The sequence below is a fragment of the Chryseobacterium sp. genome, from assembly GCF_019236175.1.
Lineage (GTDB): Bacteria > Bacteroidota > Bacteroidia > Flavobacteriales > Weeksellaceae > Chryseobacterium.
In genome coordinates this window covers 160184-176802 of sequence record NZ_JAFAJM010000015.1, presented here as the reverse complement: position 1 = coordinate 176802, position 16619 = coordinate 160184, and the positions used below count along the sequence as shown (strand labels likewise).

Genomic DNA, 16619 nt, shown 5'->3' with positions numbered 1-16619 from the left:
CTTTCGTATTAGTGTTCAAAATCATAGAGATTAATCCCGACATTTTCATCTTTAATCTTCACTACTTTTGTGTTTAACGGATAGAAAATGAATTCTGCAGCCCCCTGGATTTTTGCATCCAGAAGATGTCCTGCCAAAGCGGTATAATCTTCTCTTCCTAATGTAATATGCAAATGAAGGAGTATTTTTCCATCCACTTCGGATACATTTCCTGAAATATTGGCAACTTCCATCTGTTCTGTAAAAGTTTTGTCTACATATTTTTTTGTTGAAGGATTAAAAAACCTGAGTGTTGCTTCACTTACGGCTCCTATACCCGTAACTTCTCCTGCACTGATACTCTGATGCTGAACAAAATCTGTTAAAGCTTCCACAATATTTGAGTGGTTTTTAAGGCTTAGTATATAAATATGATCTACTTTTCTGGCAGACCAGTTGTTACCTTTACAATTTTTGATCTCCATATTATCTTATTATTTTTAAATAATTTATAATTCCTATGACATCATCCTGCCCGAAACCTTTATCATGTGCAGTTTGATAAGTATTAACCAGAACTTCAGATAATGGATAGCCAGCCCCTGCATTTTTAGCAAGAAGAATATCTTTTAGCATAAGATCAAGAGCAAATGCCGGAGTGTAATGATCCTCAATCAGCATGGGTGTTTTTACTTTTGTGGCACCGCTTCCGCTTGCACTTTCATTAATGATTTCAAGCATATCTGATCGTTCAATACCTAATTTTTCTGACAGTAAAACAGTTTCTGCCAATCCCTGATAAATAGCTGCCAGAAAATAATTAACAGACAGCTTTCCGGCAATTCCTTTACCGTTTTCTCCCAGATGTTTTACGGATTTCCCCATTTTCATCAGATAAGGCATCGCACGTTGTAGATTTTCTTCTTCACCTCCGGTCATAATGATTAATGTTCCTTCCTTCGCCGGCTGAGTACTTCCGGCCACCGGAGCATCGATAAAGGAAGCTTCTTTTATTCTCAGTGCGTCTGCAGTTTCTTTAGAGGCTTCAGGTGAAATGGTGCTCATATCTACAAAAAGTTTTCCTTGAATATCCAGATTCAGAATCTCTTTATAAACAGCCTTTACCGCAGCGTCATTGGTGAGCATTGTGAATATAAGATCTGTATTTTGTACAAGATCTTTAACGTGGGTATATACTGAAGACTTTTCTTCAAAATCTCTGGCTTTTTCAGGAGATCTGTTATAAACAGAGAGGGGAAATCCTGCTTTTTCGAGGTTTTTAGCCATAGGATGGCCCATATTTCCCAATCCAATAAATCCGATTTTTTCTATTTTCATATTTTTTATTGTATTATAAATGATGTTTTCAGAGAAAGCCTAATCATCAGAATCATCTGTTTTTCAGCCTATGAATAAGAAGGCAAAGTATATATTTTGTATGCAAAAAATCTACCACATCCTAGCTTCATAGGATTAAGTTTTAGTTATATTTTCAGCCATACACTTTCAAAACCGGAGAAACTTTCAGAAATTTGCAGTAAAAATAAGAATTAATGAAGATCGTAGACCTTGAAAAATGGAACAGGAAAGAGCATTTTGAATTTTTCTCAGGTATGGCAAGCCCTTATTTTGGTTTTACAACAGAAGTGGACTGTACAAAAGCCTATGATACGGCTAAGGCAAAAGGATATTCTTTCTTTGCCTATTACTATCACAAGTCCATGGTTGCTGTCAATACAGTAGAGGAATTAAAGCTTAGAATTGTTGACGGGCAGGTTGTCCAGTTCGATATCGTTCATGCAGGAAGTACGATCGGCAGACCGGACGGAACTTTTGGCTTCTCATTTACCCATTTTTCAGAGAATTTTGAGATTTTCAATGCTGCATTACAGGAAGAGATTAAAGGGGTTCATCTTTCTTCAGGGCTTCGATTAAGCAATAAAAGATTAGGAAAAGATCACATCAGACATACCACGATTCCCTGGAATTCTTTTACTGCGATTCTTCATCCGACAGATTTTAACAATGATGAATCGGTACCCAAAATATCTTTTGGTAAATTCAATATCCGTGATGGCAGAAAATTCCTTCCGGTTTCCATTGAAGCTCATCACGGTCTTGCAGACGGTATTCATATTGCAAAATACCTGGAAGAGTTTCAGAGACAGTTGGATCAGTAAGGTGGTATTATATCTGTCTGCAGACATGCTAAGCCTGATCAAAACTCAATAATCATTTTTCACCTTCGTTTTTAATTCTTTACGGAAAACCGTAAAGAATATGTTCTTCTATTCAATACATTTGGGCAATATTAGTATATTAGAGAATTGATTTCCCATCGGAGATCCGGACACCAATACCGCAATTTTATGAAGATGAGCAATTTTGAAAATACAGAAGTACAACCTGTAGCCAACACAACAGATCTGCGTATTGATTTTGTAAAGAAACCTATCAGTTCACGATAAATTTATCAGTTGTTATGGCCAGCGAGAATCCTTTATTTATAAACGCTTCCGATTTTATCATTGATGTTTCAGGAAATGCTGATATCCCTATTAATTTCAGAAGTGAACATATTGTTTCCGGTACTGAGATTGCACAGCATTCAGGGAAGTCTTATCACTCTGACGAAGGGAAAATAGGTAAGAAATATATCCGCAAACTCAGTCTGAATGAAAATCAGGTCAAAATGCTGGATAAAATGTCTTTTTCCGGGAATGTCTTTAATGAAATTGAATATTGCAGAATACAGATTTTAAAGCAGTTTTTAAGAGCTATTGATTATCTTTATCAACACTGTATTCCTGTGAATACCTCTTATGTAACAGTCATTGATGAAGTCTCGGAGATTATTGTATGCCTCAGATACAATTACAGAAAAGACAGCCTGAATTACGGCTATACTTACGATTCTGTACAAACGGAAATTTTCAATCATATCTTAAAATTATGCGAAAATAATGTTCGTGAAGTTTATGCTATCAAAAGAAAAATAGGTACTGATTTTAATTATAATGAGCCGGATATTCTTCATCAGTACCATAGAAAAATTGTTTCTAAGCTTGATGTTTTTTTTATGGAAAACCGGCATCAGATTCTGGAAGCAGATTATAAAACGAATACTATTCTTAATGAAAACAATACCATCCGATGGAAGACTGCGTTTGCTCTTATAAAAGAAGACTATTCTAATCCGCAAGCTTTTGAAAGGGAGATTTTCAGACTTGCAGAAGTCAATATTAAAAATCCTTCTGCAGATGCTATATTCTTTGAAGCTTCAAAATTTGTAGCGGAATATGATAAAATCTGTGCATTGCGTCTTTATATCCATTATCTTGAAAAAGATATGGATTCACCGAAATTTGATCAGAGGCAGCTGAATAAAAACATTCAGAAAAACCTGTTTTCTACCAAAGAACAGTTTTTAGATTTTGAAAAAATTGTGAACGAATTTATGGGTGACAGGAATCTGGAAGCAGCTCTTCAGAAAGCGGGCCAACTGTATCTTCCAAAAAGGAAAATAATCACTATTGATCCGGAAGCTATAAAAAATATTCAGGCATTAGATTCGGAAGCTGCAGACATTTTGGGACAGATCCTCAGTGAAGATGATGATGAGGAAGAAAGACCTGTACAGAAACCGGAAAGCTTTACTGAATTAACGATTTCCATAACACATCCGGTTTCTGAGATTCAGGCTTCAAAATATCTTAATGAACTCAACCTGAACGATACTCAAAAAGAAATCCTCAACTTATTTGAAAAACACAGCTTCAATATTCTTCAAAGTGATTTCAGCGGATTTATTAAAACGAAAGGCCTTTTTACGGGCTCTGCTATAGACTCTGTCAATGAATCCTGTTTTGAAATTCTGGATGATGTTCTGATTGAAGAGGAAGATGAGTATTTTATTATTAACACAAATTATTACCAAAAACTTTTAAACAATGATCGATAATATTAAACCCAAAGAAGCTGCCTCCATTGTCAATTCTCTGGTAAGCGGAGTCGTACCGAAAATTGGAGTACAGCATATTACAGTAGGAAGATCTGAAGAAATCAATGCAGCAATCGGGGCTCTGCAAGATGTAAAAAACGGTCTGAGCCTTGTGAAATTCTGGATAGGGGATTTCGGAAGCGGAAAATCTTTTATGCTGCATGTATTAAATACAGTAGCTTTAAAACAAAAATTCGTAGTGGCCAATGCCGATTTTACTCCGGATAACAGACTTTATGCCAATGACGGAAAAAGTGTGATTCTGTACTCAGCGATTATGGATAATATTGCTATTCAGACAAAGCCGGAAGGGGGAGCTTTACAAACTTTGCTTGAAAAATGGATTGAGCAGGTGATTGCAAAAACAGCAGAAGAAAATCATATTTCATTAACGGAAATCAGAGACGATCAGTACCTGACTCTGATCCAGCATTCTATTATGAAAACCATCAATGAAATTACCGAAGTAGGAGGATTCGATTTTGGATCGGCTGTTATCAAATATTATGAAGGCTATGTTAAAGGTGACGAGCTTTTACGAAGAAATGCCCTGAAATGGCTTAAAGGTGAATATTCTACTAAAACAGAGGCGAGACAGGATCTTGGAATCCGGGAAATCATTAATGACTCCAATTATTATGACATGCTTAAAAACTTCTGTAAGCTTTTTGTAAGTATGGGGTACAGCGGTTTTATGATCAATCTGGATGAGGCAATTAATCTGTATAAAATCTCAGTTTCTGCTTCGCGGGAGAAGAATTATGAAAAAATACTATCTATTTATAACGATTGTTTTCAAGGGAAAGTCTCTAACCTGTTTATCAATTTTGCGGGAACAAAAGAATTTCTGGAAAATGAAAGAAGAGGGCTTTTCAGTTATCAGGCCTTAAAGTCAAGACTGGAAAGCAATAAATTTGAAACATCGGAATTACGTGATTTTGCACAGCCCGTTATTAAACTGATGCCTTTAAATCACAATGAAATCTTTGTGTTGCTTAAAAAATTAAAACTGATTTTTGATTTCAATTATCAAACGGATCTCAATATTTCGGATGAAGAAATTTCTGTTTTTATGGAAGAGATATTCAATAAACCTGGTGCCTCTGAATTCCTTACTCCAAGAGAAGTTATCAGAGATTTTCTGAATATTCTCAACATTATCAGACAAAACCCTGAAGCAGACAAGAGAAGATTGTTTGGAGATATTGAAATATCGGACGAAAGACCTAATGATCTTATTATTTTAGACAGTATTGAAGAACTATGACAGCATTCAGTCTGCTTTCCGAACCTATCAGAAAGTATATCAGAGATCAGAAGTGGGAAAGTCTAAGGCCAATTCAGGAAGCCGCTATTCAAAGAATTGTTTCAACCGATAATCACTATATTCTTATATCAAGAACAGCTTCCGGTAAGACCGAAGCTGCTTTTCTCCCTATTTTATCAAAAGTGAATTTTAAAGAACCGGGAGTCAAAGTTCTTTATATTTCTCCATTGATTGCCCTGATCAATGATCAGTTTGTCAGAGTAGAAAAATTATGTGAGTATCTGGATGTTCCGGTTACAAAATGGCATGGAGAAGCATCTAAAGGAGCCAAAGACCGGTTAATTAAAGAACCGTCCGGTATTGTCCTCATTACTCCGGAATCTCTGGAAGCCATGTTTGTCAATAAACCTTACAACATTCACCATCTTTTTTCCGGCCTTGAATATATTGTGATTGATGAGATCCATTCATTTCTGGGGTCCGACCGGGGTACTCATCTGCAATCCTTATTGAACAGGCTTGGAAAAGTAAATACTAAAAAATTAAGTATCGTAGGACTTTCAGCTACGGTAAGCGATGCTAATCAATACATTGAACTTAAAAGATTTCTCGGAAATCCTGAGGAGACAAAAGTCATCAGAGACACCACTCCTAAACCTATTCACGCTGTTTTCAAATATTTTGAAGGCAACATGAATGCATTGCCCTTACCTCTGCTGAAAGATTTGTATGTAAGAACGAGAGACTGTAAGGTGCTTATATTTCCGAATGCACGAGGAAGAGTAGAAGAAGTTGCCGTAAAGTTAAAACAGATATCAGAAAGAGTAGGGGGTCATAACAATTACTTTTCTCATCATTCTTCAGTGGATAAGGAGGTTCGTGAGTATGTAGAGTTTTTTGCTAAAAATTCTACGGAACAGAGTTTCTGTATTTCATGTACTTCAACACTGGAACTGGGCATTGATATCGGCAATATTGATGAAGTTGTACAGATTGATACGACTCACAGTATTGCTTCCCTGATTCAAAGAGTAGGACGAAGTGGCAGAAGAGAAGGAAAAGCCAGCAACCTGTTTTTATATGCTACAGGGAAATGGAGCCTGCTGCAATCATTAGCCTGCTGGATGCTTTATCAGGAACAATATATAGAACCTACCCCTATCAATAGAGCTCCTTATGATGTTTTGGCGCACCAGATTCTATCCATTGTTAAAGGCACATCCGGAATTACTTTGTCTAAACTTATGGAAGAAATTGCAGGGAATTCAACATTCTCAGCTATTAAAAAGGAAGATACGGAAGAAATTATCCACCATCTTACAGCAATTGAATTGTTGGAACAACTGGGGAACGAATTGATTATCGGGATCGAAGGAGAAAAAATTGTTAATAATAAAGATTTTTACACCCTTTTCGAAACTCCCGTTTTTTTCAAAGTTGTCAGTAATGGAATGAAAATCGGAGAATTGCCCTTATCTCCGCAAATAAGAGAAGAAGAGAATATTTATCTGGCGGCCAGAATCTGGAGTATACGATATATTGATTTTCAGGCAAAAAAAATAGAGGTTGTTCCGGCAATAGATGGAGAAAAACCTATGTTTTCAGGTGACCCTGCAGATACAGCATACCGAATTCGTGAAAAAATGCTTGAAATCCTGATCTCAAAAGATGTATATGATGATCTGGATGAAACAGGACATGATGTCATCAATACGATGAGAAGGGATTTTTCAGTATTTCCCATTAAGGATATTAAAACAGAAAGGCCTTTGTTTACAACTGGTGACAAACTTAGTTTTTATTCATTTACCAGTTCGAAAATCAACAGGACCCTGCATTTTATATTGGAAAAACTGGGGCTGAAAACTTCCTTGAATGACAGTGAAAGCTCGTTTGAAATAAAAGGAATCAGCTCTTCCGACTGGATAAGCAGTCTTCAGGGAATTAATCATCACCTCAATATTGATTCTATGCTTACGGACTTGCTCATCACTGTTCCTTCAACCATCGATTTTTCAAAATGGGGAAAATATCTGCCGGTATATTATCAGGCCGAATTGCTGAAAGAAAAATATTTTGATTTTGAGGCGTGTTATGCCTATCTTCTGGATTTAAAAATTATAGAAAATAATCCCTATGAATAAGTAAAAGGCCGGAATTTATCTATCCGGCTTTTTAATAATAGATCTTTCTTTTTTCAATCTTTACAATTTCATTTTTTTCCATTTGTTTGATGGTCCGTATCACGGTCTCAACACATAATCCGGTAAGTGATGCCGGCTGCTGTCTGGTAAGAGGGATCTGAAACGAATAAGGGCTTTTGTCTTCATGATAGCTTTTTAAATAATCCATCAGTAGTTTTAGCTTGGAAACAGGATTCTGAAAAGAAGATTATAAAACATGATATATTTATAATACATTCTTTCCGCCAGACACTGGTAAATATTCAGTGAAATATCAGGATTAGTTTTTATTAAATTCAAAAAAATTTCCCTCGGCATCTTAAAAACAACAGATTTCTCCATAACCACTGCATTCATAGGATAGGGGCGGTCTACAAACAAAAGGGATTCTCCAAAACTATGCCCGTCTGAAAATATATTCTGGATAAATTCCTTACCGTCTTCTGTATAGTTATTGAGTTTAACTTTTCCTTCCTTAATCTGATAATCGGAAATTCTTCTTCATGGAAAACAACATCTCCTGTAGAGTACTCTCTGGTTTTCCGCTCCAAATAATATTAATAAATTTTCTGGAATCATAATGCGACCGGCATATTTTTAAAATAGGTGTTTTTTAAAAAAAATAAAGAAACGGTGATTTTACACATTAACCATGAAATTGCATACCATTCAGATACCACAAAAACAAAGTTTTCTGCCGGGAATCTCCTTTATTATAAATGCAGAAGTATTGATCAGGATCATAAAAACTTACTGATATTACCAGCTACATTTATACTCCATCAAAAACAGAAAAACAAACCATAAAAAAGCAGTTAATAAAAGGGACTATGATATTTTACTGAAAAACATAACGTGGTACCTATGTGGTATACACTTTTAATAGAATTTTAATCATTTTTTCTTTCTTTGTTCCAGATAAAAAGTGAATAATATTTACATCTGAATTTTTTAACATAATTGTTCAATAAACGTAAAATAAAATCTGCGATTTATTGAATATTATCCAAAAAATGCAATTTAATTTTAAATACATAAAAATTATTCTATTATCTGTGTTAAATTATCAATAACTGATTGATAAGAGAAAAAGAGTTTGTACTGATGCACAAAAGATGTTGCATCAGAAATTAGTAGAGATGAGAACGTAATTATGAAAAATAGAAAACCTGAATCCAACGTAGAGGATTTGAATCAGAAGATTCTTGTGCAAGATGAAATTATGGCACTAGCCAAAGCAAATTCACCTCGTTTGCTAAGTAAATTCAGATTGGTGTATCCTGATTTTTTCGACAAGTTATCAGCTATACAGCCCGGCCTTAAGAATTCTGAATTGATCTTTTGTATTTATCTTAAACTGAATATGACTACAAAAGAAATTGCAACCTGCATCTTTGTCACGCCAAAAGCAATACAAAACCGGAAAAACCGGATCAGAAAGAAGCTCAATATTCCTTCTGAATTTGATATCTATAAATGGTTTAATGAATTTTAAACCATTTTTTTGATCTAAACTTCAATGATATTTTTTTGCAAATCGTGATACAATAATATTTTCCAGTGGTTTTCTCTCGCTTCTTTTTCCCACTTTAATCTCAGTTCCATGGCTTTTCTTCCATCAAAATCACTTTTGTAGGCGAGATGATATTGTAAATAAGAAGCCTGAGGAAGATCATCAGCTCCGTAGAAAACGGTTTCTTCATGTTCTCTGATCCAGAAAACCTGCATATAAGGTGTATGTCCGCCTACCACTTCATAAGAAATCTCATCGGTAATCTGGCCTTTATCCTCATTCATCCAAACGATATTCGGAAGTTGAATCAGCTGCTCCAGCACTTCAAAATCAAAAGAAGGATTTCCTTTATTTTCCATTGCAAAATCAAGTTCTCTTTTCTGAATATAGATGACTGCATTAGGAAAAACAGCTTCATAACCTTCTTCCGTTTGCCTGACTGCTCCTTCGATATGGTCTTTGTGAAGATGAGAAAGTAATAATTTCGTCACCTGATCCGGATGTATATTTTCTTTAGCAAGAATTTCGGAAACAACAGAATCGGCATTATCATTTTTCCAGCCAATGCCTGCATCCAGAAGGATATAGTCGTTTTGTGTAACAATAAGGAAAGGCTGTACAGACATTTTAATCCCCGCTGCGGTATTCCAGTTCTCTTCTGTTAAAAGACTAAAATCTTTCGTCTTGCTCGCTGAGAAATTGCCTTCTTTGAGTGGAATAATTTTCATGCTGCAAATTTCTTCAATATTTCTAAGATCTAAAAGGTTTTTCATCGATATATATCATCAATAAAAACAATCAGGCATGCTGATATTTAAGCAAAATTTTCAATTGGCGGGGAATCAGTGTGATCGATTAAAATCAATTGAAGGAATTCATGATCTGTAAAAAAAGAAATCCTGTATCTTACTTCTTTTTTATGAAAATGCCTACCTTTGAAATCTTAAATTCAGAGCGGAAAAATGACTGAAAATATCAATTGCCGGTCCGATTTTTATTCACCAAAATTGTATACGTACTATGCAGGAGCATTCTTCCAACGGGATTTCCCGGGCTGTTATCTGGCTGATGGCTATTATTTCGGGACTTGTAGTCGCCAACAACTATTATAATCAGCCTTTATTGGCTCTTATTTCCGAAGATCTTAACGTTTCAGAAACTGCAGCAAGCAGAATTTCTGTACTCACTCAGATTGGGTATGCAATGGGGCTTTTATTGATTGTACCTTTGGGTGATAAATTTTTCCGTAAAAAACTAATTTTAATCGATTTGTTTCTCGTTTTCGGTTCATTGCTGTGGATGACTTTTGCCAATCAGTTATGGATGTTGTATGCTGCCAGTTTACTGATTGGGGCTACCTCTGTTATACCTCAGTTATTTGTTCCTATTGCGGCAGAACTTTCATCAGATAAAGAAAAGTCTGCCAATATCGGGCTTGTGATGTCTGGTTTGTTACTGGGAATTCTTCTTTCGCGTTTTGTAGGTGGAATTGTAGGAGAAGTCTGGGGCTGGAGAGCGATGTTTGGAATTGCGGCAGGGCTGATGGTTTTAGTCTGGCTTGCCGTATATAAAATGTTACCGGAGCTGCACCCGAATTTTAAAGGAACTTACAAAGAACTTATGCAGTCTGTAGCACATCTTGCAAGAACGCAGCCTATTCTTCAGCTGGCTTCGTTCCGGGGTGCAATGGCTTTCGGATCAATGTGTGCCTTATTTACAACATTGGTTTTTCATATGGAAAAACCTCCGTTCAATGCCGGATCATCTGTAGTGGGAAGTTTTGGACTGGCAGGAGCTGTGGGAGCCTTAGCTGCGGCAAAGGTGGGAAAACTGCAAAAATATTTAGATATTAACAGAATCATATTGTATTCTTTACTGATCGTGATTGGAAGCTGGGGGTTCACTTATTTTGGCGGAGAGACTTACTGGGGGCTTATTGTAGGGGTAATTCTTGTTGACCTTGGTGTACAGTCCAGCCATATCATGAATCAAACCAATTATTTCCTGATAAAATCCAATGCGGTTAACCGATTGAATACAGTCTATATGGTTTCCTATTTCATCGGCGGATCATTAGGAACATGGCTGGCTTCTGTAGCATGGCAGAAAGCACAGTGGGAAGGCGTTTGCTTTGTAGGCACCGCATTTGGAGTATTCGCTCTGATTGCTCATATTCTGTTCTGCGGAAAAGTGAATCATAAAGCTTAATCCGGTTTCATATCAATATTAGTCTTCAGATACTTCCTGTTTCTGGATTAAATCTCTGTGCTTTCCGCCCCATTCACTCAGTACTTTCCAGATAGGAATTAATTCTCTGGCGATTTCCGTAAGCTCATAATCTACCCTTGGTGGAACCTGAGCATGCACTGTTCTTTTCAGTAATCCTTCTTTTTCAAGTTCTCTCAACTGAAGCGTAAGCATCCTTTCGGTGATTCCTGAAATGGATTTTTTGAGCTCGCTGAAACGTAACTTCCCATCTTTTAATTTATCTAAAATCAGAAGCTTCCAGCGGCCTCCGATTTTACAGACCGCATAGGTTAAATCACATTCATGGATATATTGTCTGTTGATATTATTCGTTGAGTTTTCTTTTATTCTTCCCATTACTTACAAATTTGTTAGTACCATACATTTAACGGTATACTATGCAAATGTAAGGTTTGATATTTAATTTTGCTGCAAAGAAGCATATAATAATGCAGCAGAAAAGAACAATAGCGCTAATGTTCATTGCAAAAAGAATATCAATTTAAACTTTAACAAATGCAGTTTACACCAAAAATTAATCAGATTTTACATCATTTAGAAAAAATACAATCATTTAATGCTCAGAATTCCCTGGACGATACCCGTAAATATCTTGAAGCAATGTCACTTCAGCTGAGCGGTAAAAAAGAACCGGTGAGAATGATCGAGGAATTGAATATCGCAGCAGGAGATCATCAGATCCCTGTCCGGATTTACCGCCCAAAAGGAATTACAGGGGGAAACTCCTCAGCCATTATCTATATTCACGGAGGATGGTTTATTGCCGGAGGTTTTGAAACTCATGATGCGGTAGTGCGTAAGCTGGCCAATGCAACAGAATCGGTGATTATTTTTGTGGATTACCGTCTTGCACCTGAACATCCTTTTCCTGCAGGGCTGAATGATTGTATTCATGTAACAGACTGGATCATTGATCATGCTGAATCATTGGGAATTGCCGGATCACGCATCGGAATTATCGGAGACAGTGCAGGTGCTGCATTGGCTACGGCTGTTTCAATACAATTAGGCAGGAAGCTGAAATTTCAGGCATTGATTTACCCTGCAGCAAATAATCATCTTGAATCAAAAACCTGGGAAACTTATGAAAATGGCCCCGTGCTTAACAAACCGGGAGGAGTAGAGGCATGGAAGTGGTATCTTCCGGAAGAAGAAAAGAATAATTCCCTGGCTGTTCCGGCTTTAATACAGGATTTTAAAGATACTCCGCCTACCCTGATTCTGTTAGCAGAACACGACCCGTTATTGGATGACGGCAAACAATTATCTGAAAATATGAAAAATGCAGGAGTATCTGTCAGTACAAATTTTTATCATGATATGGTGCATGGGTTTATGCATATGGGAGGAATTCTGGATGAAGTGCAGCAGGCCATTGATCAAATGGCATCTTTTGCTCATAAACATTTTGAGGTCAGCATGGAAAGCCAGTTATGAAAAAATATGCTTATATAGGATGCCTCGGATTTATTGCAGTCATCACTACCGAGTTTGGTATCATCGGAATTCTTCCGCAGGTTGCCGAATATTATAAGATCAGCATTGATAAAGCCGGATATTTATTGAGTGCATTTGCTTTGGTTATTGCACTTACAGGACCTTTTATGACTCTGATCACTTCAGGGATCGACCGGAAAAAAATAATGATGGCAGCCATTTTTATGTTTTTAATAACCGGGATTGTTTCATCACTTTCTCCACCATTCTGGCTGATGATGGTGGTGAGGGTTCTTCCTGCTTTTTTGCAGCCTGTATATATTGCAACAGCATTGTCAGTTGCCATATCCCGTGCTGATGAAAAGAACAAAAATGAGCTGATGAGCATTGTCTTCAATGGAGTAGCAATAGCCATGGTGACCACAGTACCTTTTGCAACATGGATTTCGGGGCTTTATTCCTGGGAATATTCATTTACAGTACAGGCTGCAGTAAGTTTGATCGCATTATTCTTCATCTACTTTTTTCTTCCGCCTATACCGGTAAAAGAAAAAAATCGTATGGAAGTCAGGTGATGATTTTAAAGAAACCTGCGTTTATTGTAAGTATTCTGGCTAATCTGTTTATGATTACGGCCTGGTTTTCTACCTACAGCTATTTTGCCGATTATCTGAACAAAGCCAGAGGGATGAATACGGCCATGATCAGTTATATGTTGCTTTTATTTGGAATCATAGGCATTCTGGCCAACTGGATCGCCGGGAAAATGCTCAGCAAAAGTATAACAGGAACGATCTCTTTTTTTCTTTCAGGAACGGTTCTGATTCCCATCTTTTTATATTTTTCCGAGAATAATCTGTGGATTACTTTTGTGGTAATAGGTTTGTGGGGGTTCCTTTATTCTCCAAGTTTTCTGAATGCTTCCACTTATATGATCTCTGCGGCTCCCGATTCTTTGGAATTTGCAAACAGTCTGGCTACGTCATTCGGAAATCTGGGAGTCAGTCTTGGAACAACCATAGGAGGTTGGGTTATTGTTTCCAAAGGAGTGGAATATACGCCCTGGATTGGCTTTGCATTCGGACTTCTTGCATTTCTGATGATCTTTTTACGAGCCAGGTTTGAAAAAAGAAATCAGGATTTGTTAAGCTGTCAGAATTAAATGTAACAAATTTTATTACATTAAAATAATTGCGTATCTTTGCGGTATAAAAATTTATAAATCAAATACAATGAAAATAGAAATATGGTCGGACGTTATGTGTCCATTTTGTTATATCGGAAAAAATAATTTTGAGCAGGCTTTAAGTAAATTACCATTTAAAGATGAAGTGGAAGTGGAATGGAAGAGTTTTCAGCTGGATCCGAGTTTAGATCCTAAAGAGACTCAGGATACGATTCAGTATTTCAGAGAAAAAAAAGGATTCCCTGAAGCTCAGGCAACACAAATGCTGGGTCAGGTTACCCAAATGGGAAAAGGAGCAGGAATTGATTTTGATTTCGGAAAAACACTGATCACCAATACTTTCAGTGCACATAAATTGCTTCATCTGGCTAAAAAGCATAACCTGTCGAATGAAATGGAAGAAGCTTTGTTTATTGCTCATTTTATTGACGGAAAAAATGTAGGGGATACTGAAGTTTTAGTTTCTCTTGCTGAAAATCTCGGGATTGATCAAGAAGAGGCGAGACAGGCGGTAACTTCTGACGAGCTGGATTACGAAGTTAATCAGGATATTCAGGAGGCCAGAAATAATGGTATTTCAGGAGTCCCTTTCTTTGTTCTAAACGGGAAATATGCTGTTTCAGGAGCTCAGCCGGTCAATGTATTTGAAGATGCTCTTCAGCAAACTTATAAAGAAACGGTGAGCCCTTTTAAAGATCTCTCCGGCAATAGTGGCGCTTCGTGCGATGCTGACGGTTGCAGCATTTAAGATATCAAAAAGACCAAAGCAGTTTTATTTGCTTTGGTTTTTTTATGTAAAAAGGACAGACTGATAATATTCGCAGGAATAAAAGTATCTTTGAAATACATGATATTAAATAAACTTCAGGGAGGTGGTAAAATAAAATTAAAAAACGGATATTAGTGCATCAGAATTAAAGGGCTCATGGAACTACTAAAAGTAAAAACGAATATTTTTCGTAATGCGGCCGTTATTTCTTATCTGCTTATTATTTTAATGGGGCAGATCATAGGGTACCCTTAATGATCTGGCTTTTAGTTACAGCTTTTGATTTTGATAATTCTGATCAGCTTTCTGCCGTATCAGGTATTTTAGGAGTTTCCCTGCATTTAACACCATGGAAAAACAAATTCTACGTTACCATTCTGAGCTTTATCATGATGCTTTTACCCGTTGCCGGAAGGATGATAAAGATACCGATAGAGCAGTTTAATTATCCTGCATTCGAGATTCCTTTGTTTATTTTTTTCGTCTGTTATCTGATATTTATAATTCTTAATGCAAAAAAAGCGAAACCTGTCGTATCTTTGTAAGGCAGTGATAGACTGTATAAATCTAATTTCTCAATGATAAAAATTAACAACGAGACTCAATATTCAATTGATGATACTCTTTTTGTTTTTGCTCTGGATTCTGAAGCAGGAACAGTGTTTGACGGCAAAAATAAATTAATTACAGGCATCGGAAAGGTCAATGCCGCCATCGAATTAACCAAAGAAATTCATACCAGAAAGCCTAAACTGATCGTGAATTTAGGTTCAGCAGGAAGTAAAGGATTTCAAAAGGGGGAAGTGGTTTGCTGTACCCAGTTTATTCAAAGGGATATGGATGTAAGGGGCCTTGGATTTAAATTATATGAAACTCCGCTGTCCGGTGTTCCCCCGGTATTGGAATATGGTCTTAAAATGGAGGCCTTACAGGAAGGAATCTGTGGAAGTGGGGATAGTTTTGAAATGAATCATTCCGAAACAGATTATAATATTGTAGATATGGAAGCTTATCCATTGGCTCTAATTGCTCAAAAAGAAAATATTCCGTTTTTATGTCTGAAATACATTTCAGATGATGCGGGAAGTGATGCAGCGGATGACTGGAGTGTACAGGTACATCTGGCTTCTGAGGCATTTAAAAAAATATTATTTTCATCAATATAATCCTGAAGTCAATTTCAGGATTTTGTTTTCAATTGTTACCATCAGTTTCTTCAATCGTATGAAAGTTACTTTTTATCAGCCGGTACATCCTCGTCTTAAAGAATATATAGAAGGATATTATTTTGTAGAAAAAGATGATGATCAACCGGTCAGATATTGTACATTTCCGGACAATTACTTTATCATATCAGCATGTAAGGATGTATCTATTATTCAGGATAAAGGATGGGTGGAAATATCAAGATCCCCATCTAAAAATATGATGATGGATTTTGTTTTCAGATGCTCTGTTCCGACCGAAATCTTTTATCACCAGTCTGTTGATGAAGTTACGGTCTACTTTAAGCCATTAGGCATATATCATTTTTTTAATGCTGAAACCAGCAACGACCTTCCACAGGAAATTCTCCGTTCAGATTATAAAGACATTATAAATGCCACCCTGAAAGAATCAGACAGACAAATACAGATTGAAATACTTGAAAATTACTGGCTTTCAAAATTCCGGCAACGGGATTTACGTCTGGCTTATCTGATATTGGATGATTTTGAAACTGAACTTAGTATTGAAGAAATTGCAGCTAAAAATAAGATAACGAGACAATATCTGAATAAAGTTTCACAAAGATATCTGGCTAAACCGGCCTCCGAATTCAGAAAAATTCAACGGTTTCGTAAAGTATTGGTTTCAAATAAAAAATCCATAAACCTTACAGCACTTTCTTATGAAAATCTTTTTTATGATCAGTCTCATCTTAATAAAAATTTTAAAGAACTGACGAAAATAAGCCCCGGAAAATTCTTTGATCATGTAGATACAGAGCAAAATAATATCTGGTTATTTATCTGAG

General features: G+C 36.4%; 19 protein-coding genes. 13 read left to right on the top strand and 6 right to left on the bottom strand.

Going from position 1 to position 16619, the window contains the following annotated elements:
* Positions 1 to 8: 8 nt before the first annotated feature.
* Both JO178_RS13830 and JO178_RS13825 read right to left on the bottom strand, forming a co-directional pair.
* The gene (locus JO178_RS13830) at positions 9 to 464 is read right to left on the bottom strand and encodes a PPC domain-containing DNA-binding protein (protein ID WP_291936873.1); all 456 of its coding nucleotides are present in this window, start codon (positions 462 to 464) and stop codon (positions 9 to 11) included.
* A 1-nt stretch (position 465) separates the two neighbouring features.
* Positions 466 to 1317 (bottom strand): NAD(P)-dependent oxidoreductase, encoded by an 852-nt coding sequence (locus JO178_RS13825; RefSeq protein WP_291936870.1) that lies wholly within the window; start codon positions 1315 to 1317, stop codon positions 466 to 468.
* Positions 1318 to 1532: 215 nt separating this feature from the next.
* Here JO178_RS13825 and JO178_RS13820 point away from each other — a divergent pair, with 215 nt between their 5' ends.
* The 4 genes from JO178_RS13820 (at position 1533) to JO178_RS13805 (ending at position 7390) form a co-directional block, all read left to right on the top strand.
* On the top strand, positions 1533 to 2159 hold the full coding sequence (locus JO178_RS13820) for a chloramphenicol acetyltransferase (RefSeq protein WP_291936867.1): 627 nt from the start codon (positions 1533 to 1535) through the stop codon (positions 2157 to 2159).
* Between the two features lie 302 nt (positions 2160 to 2461).
* The gene (locus JO178_RS13815; RefSeq protein WP_291936864.1) at positions 2462 to 3940 is read left to right on the top strand and encodes a tellurite resistance TerB C-terminal domain-containing protein; all 1479 of its coding nucleotides are present in this window, start codon (positions 2462 to 2464) and stop codon (positions 3938 to 3940) included.
* The gene (locus tag JO178_RS13810; RefSeq protein ID WP_291936861.1) at positions 3930 to 5246 is read left to right on the top strand and encodes an ATP-binding protein; all 1317 of its coding nucleotides are present in this window, start codon (positions 3930 to 3932) and stop codon (positions 5244 to 5246) included. Before JO178_RS13815 ends, JO178_RS13810 begins: the two co-directional genes overlap by 11 nt.
* Complete coding sequence (locus tag JO178_RS13805; protein ID WP_291936858.1) at positions 5243 to 7390, top strand: DEAD/DEAH box helicase; 2148 nt, start codon at positions 5243 to 5245, stop codon at positions 7388 to 7390. Before JO178_RS13810 ends, JO178_RS13805 begins: the two co-directional genes overlap by 4 nt.
* 31 nt (positions 7391 to 7421) lie before the next feature.
* On the opposite strand, the gene JO178_RS13800 is transcribed toward JO178_RS13805, so the two are convergent.
* On the bottom strand, positions 7422 to 7598 hold the full coding sequence (locus JO178_RS13800; RefSeq protein WP_291936855.1) for a helix-turn-helix domain-containing protein: 177 nt from the start codon (positions 7596 to 7598) through the stop codon (positions 7422 to 7424).
* Positions 7599 to 7606: 8 nt separating this feature from the next.
* Positions 7607 to 7855, bottom strand: a complete 249-nt coding sequence (locus tag JO178_RS21525; RefSeq protein WP_365866773.1) for a cyclic nucleotide-binding domain-containing protein — start codon at positions 7853 to 7855, stop codon at positions 7607 to 7609.
* Between the two features lie 727 nt (positions 7856 to 8582).
* Between JO178_RS21525 and JO178_RS13795 the strand changes: the two genes are divergently transcribed.
* Positions 8583 to 8924 carry a hypothetical protein gene (locus JO178_RS13795; RefSeq protein ID WP_291936852.1) on the top strand — a complete coding sequence of 114 codons (342 nt, stop codon included), beginning with the start codon at positions 8583 to 8585 and terminating at the stop codon, positions 8922 to 8924.
* A 14-nt stretch (positions 8925 to 8938) separates the two neighbouring features.
* Here the strand turns inward: JO178_RS13795 and JO178_RS13790 are convergent, their stop codons facing one another.
* Positions 8939 to 9670: an MBL fold metallo-hydrolase gene (locus JO178_RS13790; protein WP_291936849.1), complete on the bottom strand. Its 732-nt coding sequence runs from the start codon at positions 9668 to 9670 to the stop codon at positions 8939 to 8941.
* 292 nt (positions 9671 to 9962) lie between these two features.
* On the opposite strand from JO178_RS13790, the gene JO178_RS13785 reads away from it, so the two are divergent.
* Positions 9963 to 11150 carry an MFS transporter gene (locus tag JO178_RS13785; protein ID WP_291936846.1) on the top strand — a complete coding sequence of 396 codons (1188 nt, stop codon included), beginning with the start codon at positions 9963 to 9965 and terminating at the stop codon, positions 11148 to 11150.
* An 18-nt stretch (positions 11151 to 11168) separates the two neighbouring features.
* Here the strand turns inward: JO178_RS13785 and JO178_RS13780 are convergent, their stop codons facing one another.
* Complete coding sequence (locus tag JO178_RS13780) at positions 11169 to 11546, bottom strand: helix-turn-helix domain-containing protein (protein WP_291936843.1); 378 nt, start codon at positions 11544 to 11546, stop codon at positions 11169 to 11171.
* A 159-nt stretch (positions 11547 to 11705) separates the two neighbouring features.
* Between JO178_RS13780 and JO178_RS13775 the strand changes: the two genes are divergently transcribed.
* The 7 genes from JO178_RS13775 (at position 11706) to JO178_RS13745 (ending at position 16618) form a co-directional block, all read left to right on the top strand.
* On the top strand, positions 11706 to 12647 hold the full coding sequence (locus tag JO178_RS13775; RefSeq protein ID WP_291936840.1) for an alpha/beta hydrolase: 942 nt from the start codon (positions 11706 to 11708) through the stop codon (positions 12645 to 12647).
* Complete coding sequence (locus JO178_RS13770; protein ID WP_291936837.1) at positions 12644 to 13222, top strand: MFS transporter; 579 nt, start codon at positions 12644 to 12646, stop codon at positions 13220 to 13222. The genes JO178_RS13775 and JO178_RS13770 overlap by 4 nt, the downstream gene beginning before the upstream one ends.
* Positions 13222 to 13809, top strand: a complete 588-nt coding sequence (locus JO178_RS13765; protein ID WP_365866770.1) for an MFS transporter — start codon at positions 13222 to 13224, stop codon at positions 13807 to 13809. The genes JO178_RS13770 and JO178_RS13765 overlap by 1 nt, the downstream gene beginning before the upstream one ends.
* A gap of 70 nt (positions 13810 to 13879) precedes the next feature.
* On the top strand, positions 13880 to 14581 hold the full coding sequence (locus JO178_RS13760) for a DsbA family oxidoreductase (RefSeq protein ID WP_291936831.1): 702 nt from the start codon (positions 13880 to 13882) through the stop codon (positions 14579 to 14581).
* Between the two features lie 275 nt (positions 14582 to 14856).
* Positions 14857 to 15147, top strand: a complete 291-nt coding sequence (locus JO178_RS13755) for a hypothetical protein (RefSeq protein ID WP_291936828.1) — start codon at positions 14857 to 14859, stop codon at positions 15145 to 15147.
* 33 nt (positions 15148 to 15180) lie between these two features.
* Positions 15181 to 15768 carry a nucleosidase gene (locus tag JO178_RS13750; RefSeq protein WP_291936825.1) on the top strand — a complete coding sequence of 196 codons (588 nt, stop codon included), beginning with the start codon at positions 15181 to 15183 and terminating at the stop codon, positions 15766 to 15768.
* 58 nt (positions 15769 to 15826) lie between these two features.
* Entirely contained in the window at positions 15827 to 16618 is a 792-nt protein-coding gene (locus tag JO178_RS13745) for an AraC family transcriptional regulator (RefSeq protein ID WP_291936822.1), read from the top strand.
* Position 16619: the final 1 nt, after the last annotated feature.

Bases quoted from the DNA above. Each gene is read 5' to 3' on its own strand.
- JO178_RS13825 (WP_291936870.1), bottom strand. From the start codon at position 1,317: ATGAAAATAGAAAAAATCGGATTTATTGGATTGGGAAATATGGGCCAT.
- JO178_RS13805 (WP_291936858.1), top strand. From the start codon at position 5,243: ATGACAGCATTCAGTCTGCTTTCCGAACCTATCAGAAAGTATATCAGA.
- JO178_RS13770 (WP_291936837.1), top strand. From the start codon at position 12,644: ATGAAAAAATATGCTTATATAGGATGCCTCGGATTTATTGCAGTCATC.
- JO178_RS13830 (WP_291936873.1), bottom strand. From the start codon at position 464: ATGGAGATCAAAAATTGTAAAGGTAACAACTGGTCTGCCAGAAAAGTA.
- JO178_RS13780 (WP_291936843.1), bottom strand. From the start codon at position 11,546: ATGGGAAGAATAAAAGAAAACTCAACGAATAATATCAACAGACAATAT.
- JO178_RS13815 (WP_291936864.1), top strand. From the start codon at position 2,462: ATGGCCAGCGAGAATCCTTTATTTATAAACGCTTCCGATTTTATCATT.
- JO178_RS13800 (WP_291936855.1), bottom strand. From the start codon at position 7,598: ATGGATTATTTAAAAAGCTATCATGAAGACAAAAGCCCTTATTCGTTT.
- JO178_RS13750 (WP_291936825.1), top strand. From the start codon at position 15,181: ATGATAAAAATTAACAACGAGACTCAATATTCAATTGATGATACTCTT.
- JO178_RS13745 (WP_291936822.1), top strand. From the start codon at position 15,827: ATGAAAGTTACTTTTTATCAGCCGGTACATCCTCGTCTTAAAGAATAT.
- JO178_RS13760 (WP_291936831.1), top strand. From the start codon at position 13,880: ATGAAAATAGAAATATGGTCGGACGTTATGTGTCCATTTTGTTATATC.
- JO178_RS13765 (WP_365866770.1), top strand. From the start codon at position 13,222: ATGATTTTAAAGAAACCTGCGTTTATTGTAAGTATTCTGGCTAATCTG.
- JO178_RS13775 (WP_291936840.1), top strand. From the start codon at position 11,706: ATGCAGTTTACACCAAAAATTAATCAGATTTTACATCATTTAGAAAAA.
- JO178_RS13755 (WP_291936828.1), top strand. From the start codon at position 14,857: ATGATCTGGCTTTTAGTTACAGCTTTTGATTTTGATAATTCTGATCAG.
- JO178_RS13810 (WP_291936861.1), top strand. From the start codon at position 3,930: ATGATCGATAATATTAAACCCAAAGAAGCTGCCTCCATTGTCAATTCT.
- JO178_RS13820 (WP_291936867.1), top strand. From the start codon at position 1,533: ATGAAGATCGTAGACCTTGAAAAATGGAACAGGAAAGAGCATTTTGAA.
- JO178_RS13795 (WP_291936852.1), top strand. From the start codon at position 8,583: ATGAAAAATAGAAAACCTGAATCCAACGTAGAGGATTTGAATCAGAAG.
- JO178_RS13790 (WP_291936849.1), bottom strand. From the start codon at position 9,670: ATGAAAATTATTCCACTCAAAGAAGGCAATTTCTCAGCGAGCAAGACG.
- JO178_RS13785 (WP_291936846.1), top strand. From the start codon at position 9,963: ATGCAGGAGCATTCTTCCAACGGGATTTCCCGGGCTGTTATCTGGCTG.